A 13754-nucleotide genomic window follows, 5' to 3' on the forward strand; every position below is an offset into this window, starting at 1 on the left:
AATTGTTGTTTTCGTGACACACATAGTGTTTTAATTCTTATCTTTGCAGCACTATTGACTTTAAAAATCAAAGTTAACAACTTATAATTCAATCATTAAAATTAAACAAAATGCAAGTTCACAATTTTAACGCAGGACCATGTCCTCTTCCAAAGGAAGTCGTTGAATCAACAATCAACGCTATCCGTAATTTCGACAACACAGGCGTCGGTTTGATGGAAATCTCTCACCGTACTCCAGGTTGGGAACGCACAATGGCTGAAACACGTCAGCTCTGGCGCGACCTTCTCAACATTCCTGCTGAATACGAAGTTCTGTTCCTCGGCGGTGGTGCCAGCACCCAGTTTTTCACAGTTCCAGCTAACTTCCTGAACAAGAAGGCTGCTTACCTGCAGACCGGCGTTTGGGCTAAGAAAGCTGCCAAGGAAGCTAAGCTTTTCGGTGAAGTGAAAATCGTTGCTTCATCAGAAGACAAGAACTACACCTACATCCCACAGGGTTACGAAATCCCTACCGATGCTGACTACTTCCACATCACAACCAACAATACCATCTACGGTACTGAAATCAAGTACGATATGGACAACGTGCCGGTAAAGTTCATCGCTGATATGTCATCAGACATCATGAGCCGCCCAGTCGACGTCACCAAGTACGCTATGATTTACGGTGGTGCTCAGAAGAACGTTGGCCCTGCTGGCGTTACCTTCGTCATCGTCCGCAAGGACCTCCTCGGCCAAATCACCGACCGTCAGTACATGAACCCACTGCCAACAATGGTTGACTATCGCACACACGCTGCTGAAGAAGCCAAGAACATATCCATGTTCAACACTCCTCCTGTACTTCCTATCTTCGTCATGCACGAAACACTGCAATGGGTGAAGAATCTCGGTGGCGTCGAAGCCATGAACAAGCTCAACACCAAGAAGTCAGCCATGCTGTATGAAGAAATCGACCGCAACAGCATGTTCGTCGGCACAGCCGAAAAGGACAGCCGTTCAATCATGAACCACTGCTTCGTCATGGCCGAAGGTCGTGAAAGCCTCCAGGATGCATTCGCAGCCTTCGCTAAGGAACGCGGCATGATCGGCATCAAGGGTCACCGTTCAGTCGGTGGTTTCCGCGCTTCATTGTACAACGCTGTCACAATCGAAGACGTCGAAGCTCTCATCCAGTGCATGCAAGACTTTGAAAAAGCAAACAAGTAATTAAATGTTGATTTGTTGTTTGTTGATTTGTTGATTTGTTGGTTATGGAGTATAAATTTGCATTCGAGAGACTTGAAGTTTGGCAGTTGGCAAGACAATTCTTCAGATTCGCCTACGAAACGATTGACACATTTCCACAATGTGAGAAATTTAATCTTGTTGATCAAATTAGACGCGCTTCTACATCAATTGCCCTCAATCTTGCCGAAATGACTTCTAGGTCTTCTTTGAAAGAGCAAGCTCATTATTCCGAAATTGCATACGGTTCAGCTGTAGAAGTTTATTGTGCATTCTTATTATCATACGATTTAGGATACATCGACGAACGGAAAATGGATGAAATCCAAGGCAAAATAGAAGAAATCGCCAACAAAGTCAACGCATTGAAAAACAGTCAAATCAAACGCGCTGAACAAATCAACAAACAACAATCTACAAAGCCTTAAACAACAAACATTCAACCCAACAACAATTAAACAAATAAACAACTAAACAATTAAACAATGAAAGTCCTCGTTGCTACAGAAAAGCCTTTCGCAAAAGTCGCTGTTGACGGCATTCGCGAAGTCGTTGAAAAGAACGGCTATGAATTGGCTCTCTTAGAAAAATATACCAATGTCAATGACCTTTACGCAGCTGTTGCTGACGCTGACGCTATGATCGTCCGTTCAGACAAGGTTACGAAGGAAGTCCTCGACCACGCCAAGAACCTCAAGATCGTCGTTCGCGCTGGTGCCGGTTACGACAACCTCGACCTCGAAGCTTGCACAGCTAAAGGTGTTGTCGCTATGAACACTCCAGGCCAGAACTCAAATGCAGTCGCTGAACTCGTTATGGGTATGCTCGTTTACTGCGTCCGTAACTTCTACAACGGCAAGTCAGGTTCTGAACTGATGGGCAAGAAACTCGGTCTGTTGGCTTACGGTAACGTTGGCCGCAACGTCGCTCGCATCGCTAAAGGCTTCGGCATGGAAGTCTACGCTTTCGACCAATTCCTGACCAAGGAACAAATCGAAGCCGACGGCATCGCTAAAGGTGCTGCTAGCCGCGACGCTCTCTTCGAGACCTGCGACATCGTTTCACTGCACATCCCTGCAACAGCTGAAACCAAGCTCAGCATCAACTACGACGTTGTCAACAAGATGCACAAAGGTGGCATCCTGGTCAACACCGCCCGCAAGGAAGTCATCGACGAAGCTGGTCTGCTGAAACTGATGGCTGAACGTACCGACCTCAAGTACATCTGCGACGTCATGCCAGATGCTGATGCCGAATTCAAGGCATTCGAAGGCCGTTACTTCGCAACACCTAAGAAGATGGGTGCTCAGACTGAAGAAGCCAACATCAACGCTGGTCTGGCTGCCGCCAACCAAATCGCTGATTTCTTCAAGACTGGTAACAAGAGATTCCAAGTGAACAAATAATTTCATCATAGAACCTGAAAATCACCATTTTGGCCTTTTGCCGGATGGTGATTTTCTTTAATCTTTTTGTAATGATTCCTGAAAACAACAAAACCATGCCTTTCTTCAAGTTTGAAAACCTGCGCCTTTACTACAAGGCTCTAGATTTTTCAGACTCGATATTAGCATTGGCTTCGAACCATTCCGACAGCTCCGATGCCCATTTCTTCAACAGGTTCAGCGACGAAGCCTTAAACGTCGTCATGACCATTGCCGATGGCGGCGCCGAAGGTAAAAATGAATTCATCAGTCAACTTCAAAACACCAAAAGCTCCATCCGCAAGTGTGTCGTGTTCAACACCTTGGCCGGAAAACGGTTGCTCATCGACCCCGAACAGGAAAACGACATCCGCAACGAACTCATGGAACTCACCAAAATGGTTGGCGCACTGATCACTTCATTGAAGCGTCAAGAACCCATGCAAGAAGAAAACTTTGAATTTTGATTTTTTGGTTTTCAGTTTTCAGTCGTCAGTTATCAGTTATCGGTTAACTGTAAACTGTAAACCGGAAACTGAGAACAGAGAACCACTAAATCTTTAAATTTTAAATCTTGAATCTTTAAATCATTAAATCTAAACTCATAAAATGTCAGTAATCAAACCTTTCAAAGGATGGCGTCCAACTGAAGACATCGTCCTTCAACTCGCTTCAAGACCTTACGATGTTTTGAACACCGAAGAAGCCCGCAAGGAATGTGAAGGCAATCCATACAGCCTTCTCCACGTGACCAAAGCCGAAATCGACCTCCCAGAAGGCCACAAGGACAGCGACCTCGAAACCTACATCAAGGTTGTCGAAAACTTCAACTCTTTCAAAGACTACGGCTGGCTCGTTCAAGATGAAGAGGAAAAGCTCTACATCTACGCTCAGAGCATGAACCCAACCGATACTAACGCTCACTGGCAATATGGTATCGTGGCTTGCGCTTTCAGCGAAGACTACGTCAACAAAGTCATCAAGAAGCACGAACTGACCCGTAAGGACAAGGAAGAAGACCGCATGAAGCACGTCCGCCTCACCAACGCTAACGTTGAACCTGTGTTCTTCGCTTATCCAGCTGTCAACGAAATCGACGAAATCGTCAACAAGATCATCGCTGGCAAACCGGTTTACGACTTCATCGCTAAGGAAGATGGCTTCGGCCACCGTTTCTGGGTCATCGACGACAAGGCTATCATTGCCCGCCTCGTTGAACTCTTCGCCACTAAGGTTCCTGCAATGTACATCGCTGACGGTCACCACCGTAGCGCTGCTGCTGCCCTCGTCGGCCAGGAAAAGAAGGAACACAACCCACATCACACCGGCAAGGAAGAATACAACTTCTTCATGACCGTTATCTTCCCAGATAACCAACTGAAGGTCATCGACTACAACCGCGTTGTGAAAGACCTCAACGGCCTCAACAAGGATCAGTTCATCGCTGCTCTGGGCAAGACCTACGTCGTTGAAGACATGGGCACAGAAATCTACAAGCCTGCTAAGCTGCACGAACACAGCATGTACCTTGATGGTCACTGGTACAAGATGACTGCCAAGGCTGGCACTTACGACGACAACGACCCAATCGGCGTCCTCGACGTTAAGATTCTGAGCGACAATGTTCTCGACAACATCCTCGGCATTAAGGACCTCCGCACCGACAAGCGCATCGACTTCGTTGGTGGTATCCGTGGTCTCGGCGAACTGAAGCGCCGTGTCGACAGCGGTGAAATGGCTGTTGCTTTCGCCATGTATCCTGTTTCAATGAAGCAGATTATTGACATCGCCGATAGCGGCAACATCATGCCTCCAAAGACCACCTGGTTTGAACCAAAACTCCGTTCAGGTCTCGTAATCCACACTTTGGATTAATATTAATACGGTATAATTGGCTCGAAACACGGGTAAGACAGTCTTTCCCGTGTTTCTTTTTTTATTTATTTGATGCAAAAGTATTGCCGACAATAAAAAAGTAATTACTTTTGCAAATCAAGGTCAAACGCAAAAGACAAATCAACATGTCAAGGGAAGAACACTATATCGTAGGCTATTTGGTGGCGCTTATCAGTGAGTTTGCGTCCAAATACAACATTATGCCTCGTCAAGCGTATGCATATCTCAAGCGTTTCAAAGGTCTTGACCATTTCTACAAACACTATGGAGTGCTTCATACACAGTCTTTTGACGATTCCGTTGAGGTTATGTATGAGGTCTGTAAAGCCAACGGAGGAAAATTAGTATGATAAAACTCTATCACGGCTCAAATGTCAAGATTCAAGTTCCTGACTTAATACATTCCAAACCTTTCAAAGATTTCGGAAAAGAATTTTACCTTTCAGATAATGAACAGCAAGCTTGGGATCTTGCCAAGCAAAAAATTGAACAATTGCACACAGGTCAGCCTGAGGTCAGCGTATTTCTATTTGATGAGACAATAATGAATGGCAAGGAACTAAAGGTCAAAGTGTTTGATGATTATAGTGAAGAATGGGCGCAATTTGTCCTTGACAATCGAAACGAAAAGTTTCTACAACCACAGCACGATTACGACATCGTTTACGGACCTATTGCTGATGATGGCGTAAACTTCCAATTGCGCCGTTATCGCGGAGGTGTAATTTCCATGCAAAGATTAATAGAAGAATTGAAATATGCAAAAGGAATCACTTTTCAATATTTCTTTGGAACGGAACGCGCTTTACAAAAACTTACTGCTCTATGACAAGACTCAACGCACAACAGATACAAATGCTCAAAGATGAGCTTACCGTAGAACTAACCGACTGGTTGATGGAAAAATACGGATACACGCCATCCGAAGCCATCGATGTCCTTTATACTTCCGAAACATTCGAATGTCTTCAAAACACAGCAACAGGCTTCTATTATCAAAGCGTTGGTTACGTAGCTTCATTTCTTGAAAACGAGATTTCAAAAGCCGTTTTCTGCTAATTCAAACCAATGGTTATCAGCCCGAAACTCATAAAGCACTACACCGATTACCTTCGCCTTGAGCAATCCTTGTCGGAAAACAGCATTGCGGCCTACGACCACGATGTCAGTCTTTTCCTGCAATATCTGCAAGCACAGGGTCTTTCCACCGAGTTGGCTGACATCGAAATGCAAACCATCGAAAACTTTTTCGCCTACCTTTACGATTTAAACATAGGTGCCAAATCGCAGGCGAGAATCCTTTCCGGACTGAAATCATTCTACCGCTACCTGCAAAACGAAGAAATCGTTGAAATCAACCCGACCGCACTCATCAATTCGCCTACATTGGGACGGCATCTACCCGAAGTGCTGACCTACAACGAAATCCAGAAAATGATTGACAGCATCGACCTCAGCCAGCCCAACGGCCACCGCAACAAAGCCATGATTGAAGTGATGTATGGTTGCGGCTTGCGCGTTTCGGAACTCATCGACTTACAAATCAGCAATATATACAAAAACGATGGCTTTATCCGTGTCATCGGAAAAGGCGACAAGGAAAGACTCATCCCTATCGGCGACGGCAGTCTGAAAATCCTTTACAATTACATCGAAGGCGAAAGATTGCACATCAACGTGAAACCTAAATTCACCGATACCGTTTTCCTCAACCGGCGCGGCAGCGGACTCACCCGCCAAATGGTCTTCCTGATTGTGAAGGAGTTAGCCGAAACCAACAACATTGAAAAAAGCATCAGTCCCCACACTTTCCGCCATTCCTTTGCCACACATTTGCTTGAAGGCGGCGCCAATCTTTTGGCAGTGCAGCAGATGTTGGGTCATGCCAGCGTGAGCACGACCGAAATCTACACACACATCTCCGACGAATTGCTCCGCGAAACCCTTTCCTGCTATCATCCGCGTTTCAAGCAATAGGTTTTGAGACAGTTTTGAAAGCTTTGTGACAAAAATGATTATCTTTGCAAAAATTTTCCATCATGGATGCAACACAATTCGACTTTCTGAAAAATCTGCGCAACGACCGCTTTTTCCTTTTGGCCGGTCCCTGCGTCATTGAAGACGAGACCTCTCCCCTGCACATTGGCGAAACACTGAGAGAAATCACCGCAAAGTTAGACATTCCATTTGTCTTCAAAGGCTCCTACCGCAAGGCAAACCGCTCGCGTTTGGATTCCTTCACCGGCATTGGCGATGAAAAAGCCCTGAAGGTCTTGGCCAAGGTGAAAGCCGAATTCGGTGTTCCCGTCGTCACCGACATTCATGCAGCAGAAGAATCGGAAATGGCCGCCGAATACGTTGACATTCTGCAAATTCCAGCTTTCCTTTGCCGTCAGACCGATTTGTTGGTGGCCGCTGCAAAAACAGGCAAGATCATTAACATCAAGAAAGGACAATTCCTTTCGGGCGAAGCCATGGGCTTTGCCGTCGACAAAGTGAGGCAATCGGGCAACGGAAAAGTCATGCTGACCGAAAGAGGTTCCACGTTCGGCTATCAGGATTTGGTGGTCGACTACCGCAACATAGCCGCCATGCAGCAATTCGGCACGCCCGTCATCCTCGATGTGACCCACTCGCTGCAACAGCCCAACCAGACCAGCGGCGTGACAGGTGGCAAACCCGAACTCATCGGTCTCATCGCCAAGGCTGGCATAGCCGCCGGCACCGATGGCATCTTCATGGAAACGCACCCTGAGCCTTCAAAAGCCAAGTCGGATGGCGCCAATATGCTTCGCTTAGATTTGGTGGAAACGCTTTTGAGGCAGTTGGTTAGGATTAAGGAAGCAATTTGATTCCATTATAGGTTTTTGCCACAGAAAACCAGCTGCACTACGGAATGAAATAATCATATAGGTTAGACTCCATCAATTCGCTTTCAACAGCCGAATAAAAATCCTCATCGGGAAATACTTCCCTGTATTTTTTCAATTCTTGCGAAGCCGCTTCTTTTCCATCCTTATAGGCTGTGAATAAAACGAATGAAACTACCAAATCTACAGATAACCGCTTTTGACTGAAGCATTTTTCAAACTCATCGGATGCATTTTGCATCATTTCACATTTGGAAACCGTATCACCGGTTTTTCCATACAATACAGCCAACTCGAAACAGGTTTCGGCTTTTGCCAAATGTGCCTTTTTGTGAATCATATTCAATCTTTCCCGATACAATTCAATCATTTCTCCGTATTCTTCCTGCAATCCTAAAACCTTTATTAAGTTGTAAAAAGCCACAGAATTACCATCGTTGCTCTTTAATGCTTTTTCCAAAAAGAAGCGGGCCGAATCGAGACATCTATCATCATTGTCATCATAATATGCTTGCAAAAACTCAAAACCTTTATTGTTTAAACACACATCATCCCTATGCGTTTCCGTCTTGCCCTGCCTGTTACATGCCGACAAAACGAAAAGCAAAAGAAAACAAGCCAACAATTTCATTTCAACATTCATATTTATATTCCTCATTGGCAATTTGTTTAATCTTTCACAAATTAGAGGCAGAAAACGCCCTTCATCCGAAAGGCGTTTTCTTTAGTCTTCAATAAATCAAGATTTACTTCATTCTCAGATTGGAAATCTGTCCCGTTTCGGTGTTGAACATCAAGCGTGTGTTGGCGACCGGAGCCATGAGGATGACGCCCAACTGGTTCACCGTAACGCGGTCTTCCAGAATCACATCGCGCGAAAGCATGACTTTCACATTAGCCATGTCAGGCACACGATACATCACCTTGCCTTCGTACGACATGGATTCGATGGCCGACTGGCTTGGCGCGTTGATATTAGCTATGCTATTCAAAGGCAAAGTCTGAACGCTGATCGGGCTTCCCGAACCCGTCGTGCCAACCGAAAGGCCTTCGTCTTCCGAGAACTTAGCCACCGTCATGGTCGTGATTTCCTTGTTCGGAATGACATAAACGCTTTGAACGTATGTCTTTACCGTGCGATTGCCTAAGAAATAGCTCTTGTATTCCTCTTCCATCGCATCGATTTCATCCAACATCTTCTGCAAAGTCTCGGCATTGTAGGAGACCTCGACAAATCCAGTAATCAAATCATATTTGGCCTTTTCCAAAGCCTCAATCTTCGCTGCAATTTCCTTGGCCACTTGGTCATCCGTCTTGCCAGCAGTGGAAATGAAAATACCCTTGTCTGATTTTACACTTTCAACCTTCTGTTCAGGTTGCGAAACGACGTTTTCAGGATGCTCATAACCATCATTTATGGCATTTCCAGCAGCAATACTGCGAATAATACCCTGTTCATTAACATCCAAATCGACGTTATAAGCACCTCGGCCTGTACCAATAGCCACATAGAAAGTTGCATTCGGGTCAGGAGTAGCAACTGGCACCATCTTCACATCCAATATCTTATATTCCGAACCTGATTCCTCAGCATATTCGGACGATCCTAAATAACGCATGGCATAATCGGCGTAGGCACCTTCTTCAATCCTGGTTTCTTCAATCGTGAAATCGAGGCGCAAAACCGTCTGTGGCAAAGCGTAATACAAGCCACTCTGCTGACCTGGGGTTGCATTTTTCGAGAATGTCGTTGTCACTTGGGCATTAACAGCCGTTCCAAAAGCCAAGGTGAAAGCCAAAGTAGCAAACGCCTTATTAATCAATGTATTTCTCATATCGTTTGAATTTATGGGTCAAAAATACAAATTTTAATTACAACAGCACAATGTTTTTTTCAGGAAGAAGACACATTATACCTTTATCATATCAACGCCAAGTATTGTTGATATTTTAGCAAGCGTCCGTAACGTGAAATTATGTGTTCCACCAAGCCACCGCGACACTTCCGCCTCCGTTTTTCCAACTTTCCTTGCCAAATCTCGCTGAGTCATTCCTCTTTCTTCCAATAATATACTTAGTTTCTCGGCAATTGAATCCGAAAAACGCAACTGTGTTTTCAGTTCCTCAGGTGTCTCGTCAACTATTTGGCGAAACAGTTTCTGTCCTTCCGAATCTTGTCTCATAGGTCATATTCTTTTTCGTCAACATTCAATGCGCAATCATTTTTCTTGCCGAATGCCCACAAAGCCAAGAAAGTCAGCAGTCCGTTCACAATCAGGATTTCGAAGCCAAATTTATAGCCGTTGAAAAGTTGTGGGGAATAAAGTTTCAGCAGATAACTGATAATTGGCGCAGCAATGGCGATGTAAGGTACGGCCTTATCGTTGGTTTTCCATTTTTTCATAAACAGGCCGAAAGTATACAAGCCTAACAGCGGACCGTAGGTAAAGCCCGCAATATCAAAGAGTTTGTCAATCAAAGACTCATTATGGAAAGGCCTGAACAGGATGATGACCACGAAATAAAGCAAGGCAAAACCCACATGAATGAGTTTTCTGTACTTCGTAATTTGCTTGTCAGTAAGTTTATCATTCTTGTCGAAATGCAGGAAATCGTAGCAAAATGTCGTCGTCAAGGCGGTTAAAGTGCCATCGGCGCTGGAATAACCGGCTGCGACCAGACCCAAGACAAAGACCACACTCGTGAAAGCACTCAACGAGAAAGCCACCGATGGGAAAATCTTATCGTTGATCACCACACCCGCCTCGTTGACAGGAAGTTGGAATCCCATTGCCTGTGCGTAATAAATCAAACCGGCACCCAGACTGAGGAAAAGCACATTGACAACAACATACAGTAGACTTGAAGTCAAGACATTCTTTTGGGCATCATGCAAATTCTTGCAAGTCAAGTTTTTCTGCATCATATCCTGGTCGAGGCCCGTCATCGTGATGGTGATGAACGCACCGCTCAGAATCTGTTTCAGATAGAATTTGTTGTGCGTCCAATCGGTTTCAAAGATCTTTGTATAACCTTGTTCGCTGGCTTTGTGCATGAGTTCGCCATACGAAATGCCTAAGTTTTTCAAGATGTAGACCACAGTCAAAATGGCGGCCAAAAGCAGAAATGTCGTCTGCAAAGTATCGGTCCAGACAACGGTCTTGATGCCGCTTCGGAAAGTATAAAGCAAAATAATGCCGATGAAAACCACCGCTGGCACCCAAAACGGTATGCCCCACATCTTGAAGACAAACTCATACAACACGAAGACAACCAAATACATACGCAATGCCGAACCTAACAGTCGCGACAAGATGAAAAACGCCGCGCCCGTCTTTTCCGACTTCTGTCCGAAACGCATTTCCAAATAGGAATAAATGGAAGTGAGGTTCAGCTTATAGTAAAGCGGCAGAAGCAGAAATGCAATCACCGCATAACCAATTACATAGCCGAAGACCAAGGGCAAATAGGTAAACTGTCCCGTGTAGACGCCACCCGGCACCGACATGAAAGTCACGCCGGAAAGCGAGGCACCAATCATGCCGTATGCCACGACAAACCAAGGCGATTTGCGGTTGCCGGTGAAAAACGACTGGTTGTCGGACTTGCGCGAGGTCAGATGCGAGACCAGAAACAGCAAAGCCGTATAGACGACAAAAACAATGAGAATTATCGTTGCATTCATTGATTCAACAGTTTTGAAAATTCAAATAAACTTGGGAAACTATCATCGGCGCTCGGATTTTCCTCACCGATGAAAACCGTGTACATTCCGGCATTGTGGCCGAAATCAATGTCCGACTGACCATCGCCAATCATCAGTGATTTTGAAAAATCGATGTCGGGGAAAATTTCTTGAGCCGTGTAAGCCATGTCGGGTTTGGGCTTGCGGTAATTATCAGGGTCGGAAGCCAACTGTGTACAGCATAAAAGGACGTCAATCCGACCCTCACGGGATTCAATCTCTTGCATCATGGCATCGTGAACGGCATCCAGATCATCTTCCGTCATCAGTCCCTTCCCTACTCCTTGCTGATTGGTAACCAGCACGATATATTTGAAGCGTTGCGAAAAGACCTTCATGGCATCCAACACGCCAGGCAGAAATTCAAACTCATTCCAACGGGTGACATAGCCATCCATAATGCGCTTATTGATGACTCCATCGCGGTCAAGGAAAAGCGTCCAATCCTTATTTATGATATGATCCCAATCCTTCATCACGGGAACAACGTGTTTTCAATTTGTTCGCAAATGATGTGTCCAATCATGATGTGCGCCTCTTGAATGCGCGGCGTATCATGGCTCGGCACATTGAGCAGCACCTTGCAAAGGTGCTCCATTCGGCCACCGGTTTCGCCTGTCATTCCTATGACTGGCATTTCAAGCAGTTTGGCTTCGCCAATGGCATTCAGTATGTTAACGGAATTTCCCGAAGTGCTGATGGCAACCAAAACATCACCTTTCCGGCCACTGCCACGAACCAAACGGGCGTATACCTGGTCGTAACCGTAATCGTTGGCCACAGCCGTGATATAACTCGAATTGACATGCAAAGCCTCAGCCGGAAGCGGACGGCGTTCCTTATAGAAACGTCCCGTCAGTTCGGCCGCAAGATGCTGAGCGTCAGCGGCACTGCCTCCATTGCCGCAAAACCAAATCTTGCCGCCGTTGCGCAAGGCTTCCACACAGATTTCGGCGGCTTTCGCAATATTTTCAACAAATGCATCGTCGTTCAGGATTCTTTTCTTGACCTCAATCGATGCCTCTATTTTCTCTTTGATGTTCATACTGTACATATTTTTGCAAAAATAGGAAAAATCACTTAGAAGCAGTTTTGAATTTTAGGAAAATGATTGGGTGGATTCGGCTGCGCCGAAGAAATCTTTTCAAAATCCTGGTTTAAAATCATTCAAAAATCCATGTTTGCTTGCAAATTATCATCCTATCAGACTTGTAAGCAATGATTTTTGACAGATTTTTCAATTCGATTTTTGAAAGATTTCTTGCCGTCAGGCAATCACAACAAAACTATTGCAGGATTCGGCTGCGCCGAAGAAATCTTTTCAAAATCCTGGTTTAAAATCATTCAAAAATCCATGTTTGCTTGCAAATTATCATCCTATCGGACTTGTAAGCAATGATTTTTGACAGATTTTTCAATTCGATTTTTGAAAGATTTCTTGCCGTCAGGCAATCACAACGAAACAATTTCTTACCTTTGCGCACTTTTTTAAAAGCAATCACAATGAAAGCATTTTACACAGTCGGATTACTCATCATTTCGAACATTTTCATGACCTTTGCCTGGTACGGGCAACTGAAACTGGCGCAAATTGTCCCTTCATTCAAGGACTGGCCGCTGATTCTCGTCATTCTGGTCTCGTGGGGCATCGCCCTTTTCGAGTATTCCTTCATGGTTCCTGCCAACCGCATCGGCTCCGCCATCAATGGTGGTCCTTTCAACCTTATTCAGCTGAAAGTCATTCAGGAAGCCGTCTCGCTGACGGTCTTCACCATCATTGTCGTCACGGTGTTCAAGACGGAGACATTCCGCTGGAACCATCTCATTTCCTTTATCTTCATCATTTTGGCGGTATTTTTCGCCTTTAAAAAATAATTTTCCAAAAACGGCATCTATTAGCAAGATTTTGCAGATATTTGCCGCCGATTTAAACAACAGGACAAACTAACAAACAACAATATCATGAAATTTTACGACACTGATTCCATTTTCACCTTCGGCAAATACGAAGGCATGACTATCGCGGAAGTTTACGAAATCGACCCGAAATACATCAAATACTGCGAAGAAAACATCGATGAGTTTTACGTTTCGCCCCGCGTGATGCGTGAACTGAAATCGATGAACCGCGCCATCAACGACTCGGCTTTGCTCGATGTCAATTTCGACAAAATGAGCGACGACGAAATCGATGAATTCATCGGCGGCCTTGACGAGGAAGACGAATTCACGCAAGGCAAACTCGACGAAGACTACGACTGGGAAAACAGCGACCTCGCCGATGATTCGCCTTTCGATGAATTTGAAGACGAATACGACGAAGAAGACTTCGCCGACGAATTCGGCGACAGCTTCGACGAAGGTTTTGATGGCGGCATCGATGACATGTATTGATTTATCTTTCAATACGATAAACGACAAAAAAATCCACCGATTTGGTGGATTTTTTAGGGAATAATACACTTTTTGACCTAACGTGATAGATGTAAACCGAAAAATCGATGGCTTCACGGAAGTCGGAAGACCATCCATTTAACGTTTTAACATTTAACATTTCGGGCACTCTGAAAGTCAAAAATGATTTCCCTAG

At 44.9% G+C, this 13754-nt stretch carries 19 protein-coding genes; 12 read left to right on the forward strand and 7 right to left on the reverse strand.

The features are described from left to right. Positions 1–110 precede the first annotated feature (110 nt). From serC to kdsA, 10 genes are all read left to right on the forward strand, one after another. The gene (gene serC, locus AC06MN_RS07340; RefSeq protein WP_475671708.1) at positions 111–1211 is read left to right on the forward strand and encodes a 3-phosphoserine/phosphohydroxythreonine transaminase; all 1101 of its coding nucleotides are present in this window, start codon (positions 111–113) and stop codon (positions 1209–1211) included. 44 nt (positions 1212–1255) lie between these two features. Further along, entirely contained in the window at positions 1256–1657 is a 402-nt protein-coding gene (locus tag AC06MN_RS07345; protein ID WP_475671709.1) for a four helix bundle protein, read from the forward strand. Between the two features lie 57 nt (positions 1658–1714). Next, on the forward strand, positions 1715–2635 hold the full coding sequence (locus AC06MN_RS07350) for a 3-phosphoglycerate dehydrogenase (RefSeq protein ID WP_475671710.1): 921 nt from the start codon (positions 1715–1717) through the stop codon (positions 2633–2635). 71 nt (positions 2636–2706) lie between these two features. Then, complete coding sequence (locus tag AC06MN_RS07355) at positions 2707–3120, forward strand: four helix bundle protein (protein ID WP_475671711.1); 414 nt, start codon at positions 2707–2709, stop codon at positions 3118–3120. A 142-nt stretch (positions 3121–3262) separates the two neighbouring features. Further along, the gene (locus AC06MN_RS07360) at positions 3263–4528 is read left to right on the forward strand and encodes a DUF1015 domain-containing protein (protein WP_475671712.1); all 1266 of its coding nucleotides are present in this window, start codon (positions 3263–3265) and stop codon (positions 4526–4528) included. 146 nt (positions 4529–4674) lie between these two features. Beyond that, complete coding sequence (locus AC06MN_RS07365) at positions 4675–4899, forward strand: DUF3791 domain-containing protein (RefSeq protein ID WP_475671713.1); 225 nt, start codon at positions 4675–4677, stop codon at positions 4897–4899. Beyond that, a complete protein-coding gene (locus tag AC06MN_RS07370) occupies positions 4899–5378 on the forward strand; it encodes a DUF3990 domain-containing protein (RefSeq protein ID WP_475671726.1) in 480 nt (159 codons plus the stop codon). The genes AC06MN_RS07365 and AC06MN_RS07370 overlap by 1 nt, the downstream gene beginning before the upstream one ends. Beyond that, on the forward strand, positions 5375–5608 hold the full coding sequence (locus tag AC06MN_RS07375) for a hypothetical protein (RefSeq protein ID WP_475671714.1): 234 nt from the start codon (positions 5375–5377) through the stop codon (positions 5606–5608). Before AC06MN_RS07370 ends, AC06MN_RS07375 begins: the two co-directional genes overlap by 4 nt. A gap of 9 nt (positions 5609–5617) precedes the next feature. Next, positions 5618–6526, forward strand: coding sequence for a site-specific tyrosine recombinase XerD (gene xerD, locus AC06MN_RS07380; RefSeq protein WP_475671715.1), 909 nt, complete (start codon positions 5618–5620; stop codon positions 6524–6526). A gap of 62 nt (positions 6527–6588) precedes the next feature. Continuing rightward, positions 6589–7401, forward strand: a complete 813-nt coding sequence (kdsA, locus tag AC06MN_RS07385) for a 3-deoxy-8-phosphooctulonate synthase (RefSeq protein ID WP_475671716.1) — start codon at positions 6589–6591, stop codon at positions 7399–7401. A 37-nt stretch (positions 7402–7438) separates the two neighbouring features. Here kdsA and AC06MN_RS07390 read toward each other — a convergent pair whose 3' ends face one another. The 6 genes from AC06MN_RS07390 to AC06MN_RS07415 all read right to left on the reverse strand — a co-directional run bounded on the left by AC06MN_RS07390 (position 7439) and on the right by AC06MN_RS07415 (position 12209). After that, positions 7439–8077 (reverse strand): tetratricopeptide repeat protein, encoded by a 639-nt coding sequence (locus AC06MN_RS07390; protein ID WP_475671717.1) that lies wholly within the window; start codon positions 8075–8077, stop codon positions 7439–7441. An 88-nt stretch (positions 8078–8165) separates the two neighbouring features. Beyond that, positions 8166–9254, reverse strand: coding sequence for a DUF4831 family protein (locus AC06MN_RS07395; RefSeq protein ID WP_475671718.1), 1089 nt, complete (start codon positions 9252–9254; stop codon positions 8166–8168). 75 nt (positions 9255–9329) lie between these two features. Then, complete coding sequence (locus tag AC06MN_RS07400; RefSeq protein WP_475671719.1) at positions 9330–9602, reverse strand: helix-turn-helix transcriptional regulator; 273 nt, start codon at positions 9600–9602, stop codon at positions 9330–9332. Next, positions 9599–11104: a sodium:solute symporter gene (locus AC06MN_RS07405; RefSeq protein WP_475671720.1), complete on the reverse strand. Its 1506-nt coding sequence runs from the start codon at positions 11102–11104 to the stop codon at positions 9599–9601. Before AC06MN_RS07405 ends, AC06MN_RS07400 begins: the two co-directional genes overlap by 4 nt. Beyond that, positions 11101–11640 (reverse strand): D-glycero-alpha-D-manno-heptose-1,7-bisphosphate 7-phosphatase, encoded by a 540-nt coding sequence (locus AC06MN_RS07410; RefSeq protein ID WP_475671721.1) that lies wholly within the window; start codon positions 11638–11640, stop codon positions 11101–11103. The genes AC06MN_RS07405 and AC06MN_RS07410 overlap by 4 nt, the downstream gene beginning before the upstream one ends. Then, entirely contained in the window at positions 11640–12209 is a 570-nt protein-coding gene (locus tag AC06MN_RS07415; RefSeq protein WP_475671722.1) for a D-sedoheptulose-7-phosphate isomerase, read from the reverse strand. The genes AC06MN_RS07410 and AC06MN_RS07415 overlap by 1 nt, the downstream gene beginning before the upstream one ends. 458 nt (positions 12210–12667) lie before the next feature. Here AC06MN_RS07415 and AC06MN_RS07420 point away from each other — a divergent pair, with 458 nt between their 5' ends. After that, a complete protein-coding gene (locus tag AC06MN_RS07420) occupies positions 12668–13039 on the forward strand; it encodes a DMT family protein (RefSeq protein ID WP_475671723.1) in 372 nt (123 codons plus the stop codon). An 87-nt stretch (positions 13040–13126) separates the two neighbouring features. Then, complete coding sequence (locus tag AC06MN_RS07425) at positions 13127–13558, forward strand: exodeoxyribonuclease X C-terminal domain-containing protein (RefSeq protein ID WP_475671724.1); 432 nt, start codon at positions 13127–13129, stop codon at positions 13556–13558. Between the two features lies 1 nt (position 13559). On the opposite strand, the gene AC06MN_RS07430 is transcribed toward AC06MN_RS07425, so the two are convergent. Continuing rightward, positions 13560–13754: hypothetical protein (locus tag AC06MN_RS07430; RefSeq protein ID WP_475671725.1), on the reverse strand; the 195-nt coding region annotated here is incomplete at its 5' end.

This window comes from Candidatus Limimorpha sp., from assembly GCF_056203535.1.

Bases quoted from the DNA above. Each gene is read 5' to 3' on its own strand.
- AC06MN_RS07405 (WP_475671720.1), bottom strand. From the start codon at position 11,104: ATGAATGCAACGATAATTCTCATTGTTTTTGTCGTCTATACGGCTTTG.
- xerD (WP_475671715.1), top strand. From the start codon at position 5,618: ATGGTTATCAGCCCGAAACTCATAAAGCACTACACCGATTACCTTCGC.
- AC06MN_RS07420 (WP_475671723.1), top strand. From the start codon at position 12,668: ATGAAAGCATTTTACACAGTCGGATTACTCATCATTTCGAACATTTTC.
- AC06MN_RS07415 (WP_475671722.1), bottom strand. From the start codon at position 12,209: ATGAACATCAAAGAGAAAATAGAGGCATCGATTGAGGTCAAGAAAAGA.
- AC06MN_RS07375 (WP_475671714.1), top strand. From the start codon at position 5,375: ATGACAAGACTCAACGCACAACAGATACAAATGCTCAAAGATGAGCTT.
- AC06MN_RS07390 (WP_475671717.1), bottom strand. From the start codon at position 8,077: ATGAGGAATATAAATATGAATGTTGAAATGAAATTGTTGGCTTGTTTT.
- serC (WP_475671708.1), top strand. From the start codon at position 111: ATGCAAGTTCACAATTTTAACGCAGGACCATGTCCTCTTCCAAAGGAA.
- AC06MN_RS07345 (WP_475671709.1), top strand. From the start codon at position 1,256: ATGGAGTATAAATTTGCATTCGAGAGACTTGAAGTTTGGCAGTTGGCA.
- AC06MN_RS07365 (WP_475671713.1), top strand. From the start codon at position 4,675: ATGTCAAGGGAAGAACACTATATCGTAGGCTATTTGGTGGCGCTTATC.
- AC06MN_RS07410 (WP_475671721.1), bottom strand. From the start codon at position 11,640: ATGAAGGATTGGGATCATATCATAAATAAGGATTGGACGCTTTTCCTT.
- AC06MN_RS07350 (WP_475671710.1), top strand. From the start codon at position 1,715: ATGAAAGTCCTCGTTGCTACAGAAAAGCCTTTCGCAAAAGTCGCTGTT.
- AC06MN_RS07355 (WP_475671711.1), top strand. From the start codon at position 2,707: ATGATTCCTGAAAACAACAAAACCATGCCTTTCTTCAAGTTTGAAAAC.
- kdsA (WP_475671716.1), top strand. From the start codon at position 6,589: ATGGATGCAACACAATTCGACTTTCTGAAAAATCTGCGCAACGACCGC.
- AC06MN_RS07400 (WP_475671719.1), bottom strand. From the start codon at position 9,602: ATGAGACAAGATTCGGAAGGACAGAAACTGTTTCGCCAAATAGTTGAC.
- AC06MN_RS07425 (WP_475671724.1), top strand. From the start codon at position 13,127: ATGAAATTTTACGACACTGATTCCATTTTCACCTTCGGCAAATACGAA.
- AC06MN_RS07395 (WP_475671718.1), bottom strand. From the start codon at position 9,254: ATGAGAAATACATTGATTAATAAGGCGTTTGCTACTTTGGCTTTCACC.
- AC06MN_RS07360 (WP_475671712.1), top strand. From the start codon at position 3,263: ATGTCAGTAATCAAACCTTTCAAAGGATGGCGTCCAACTGAAGACATC.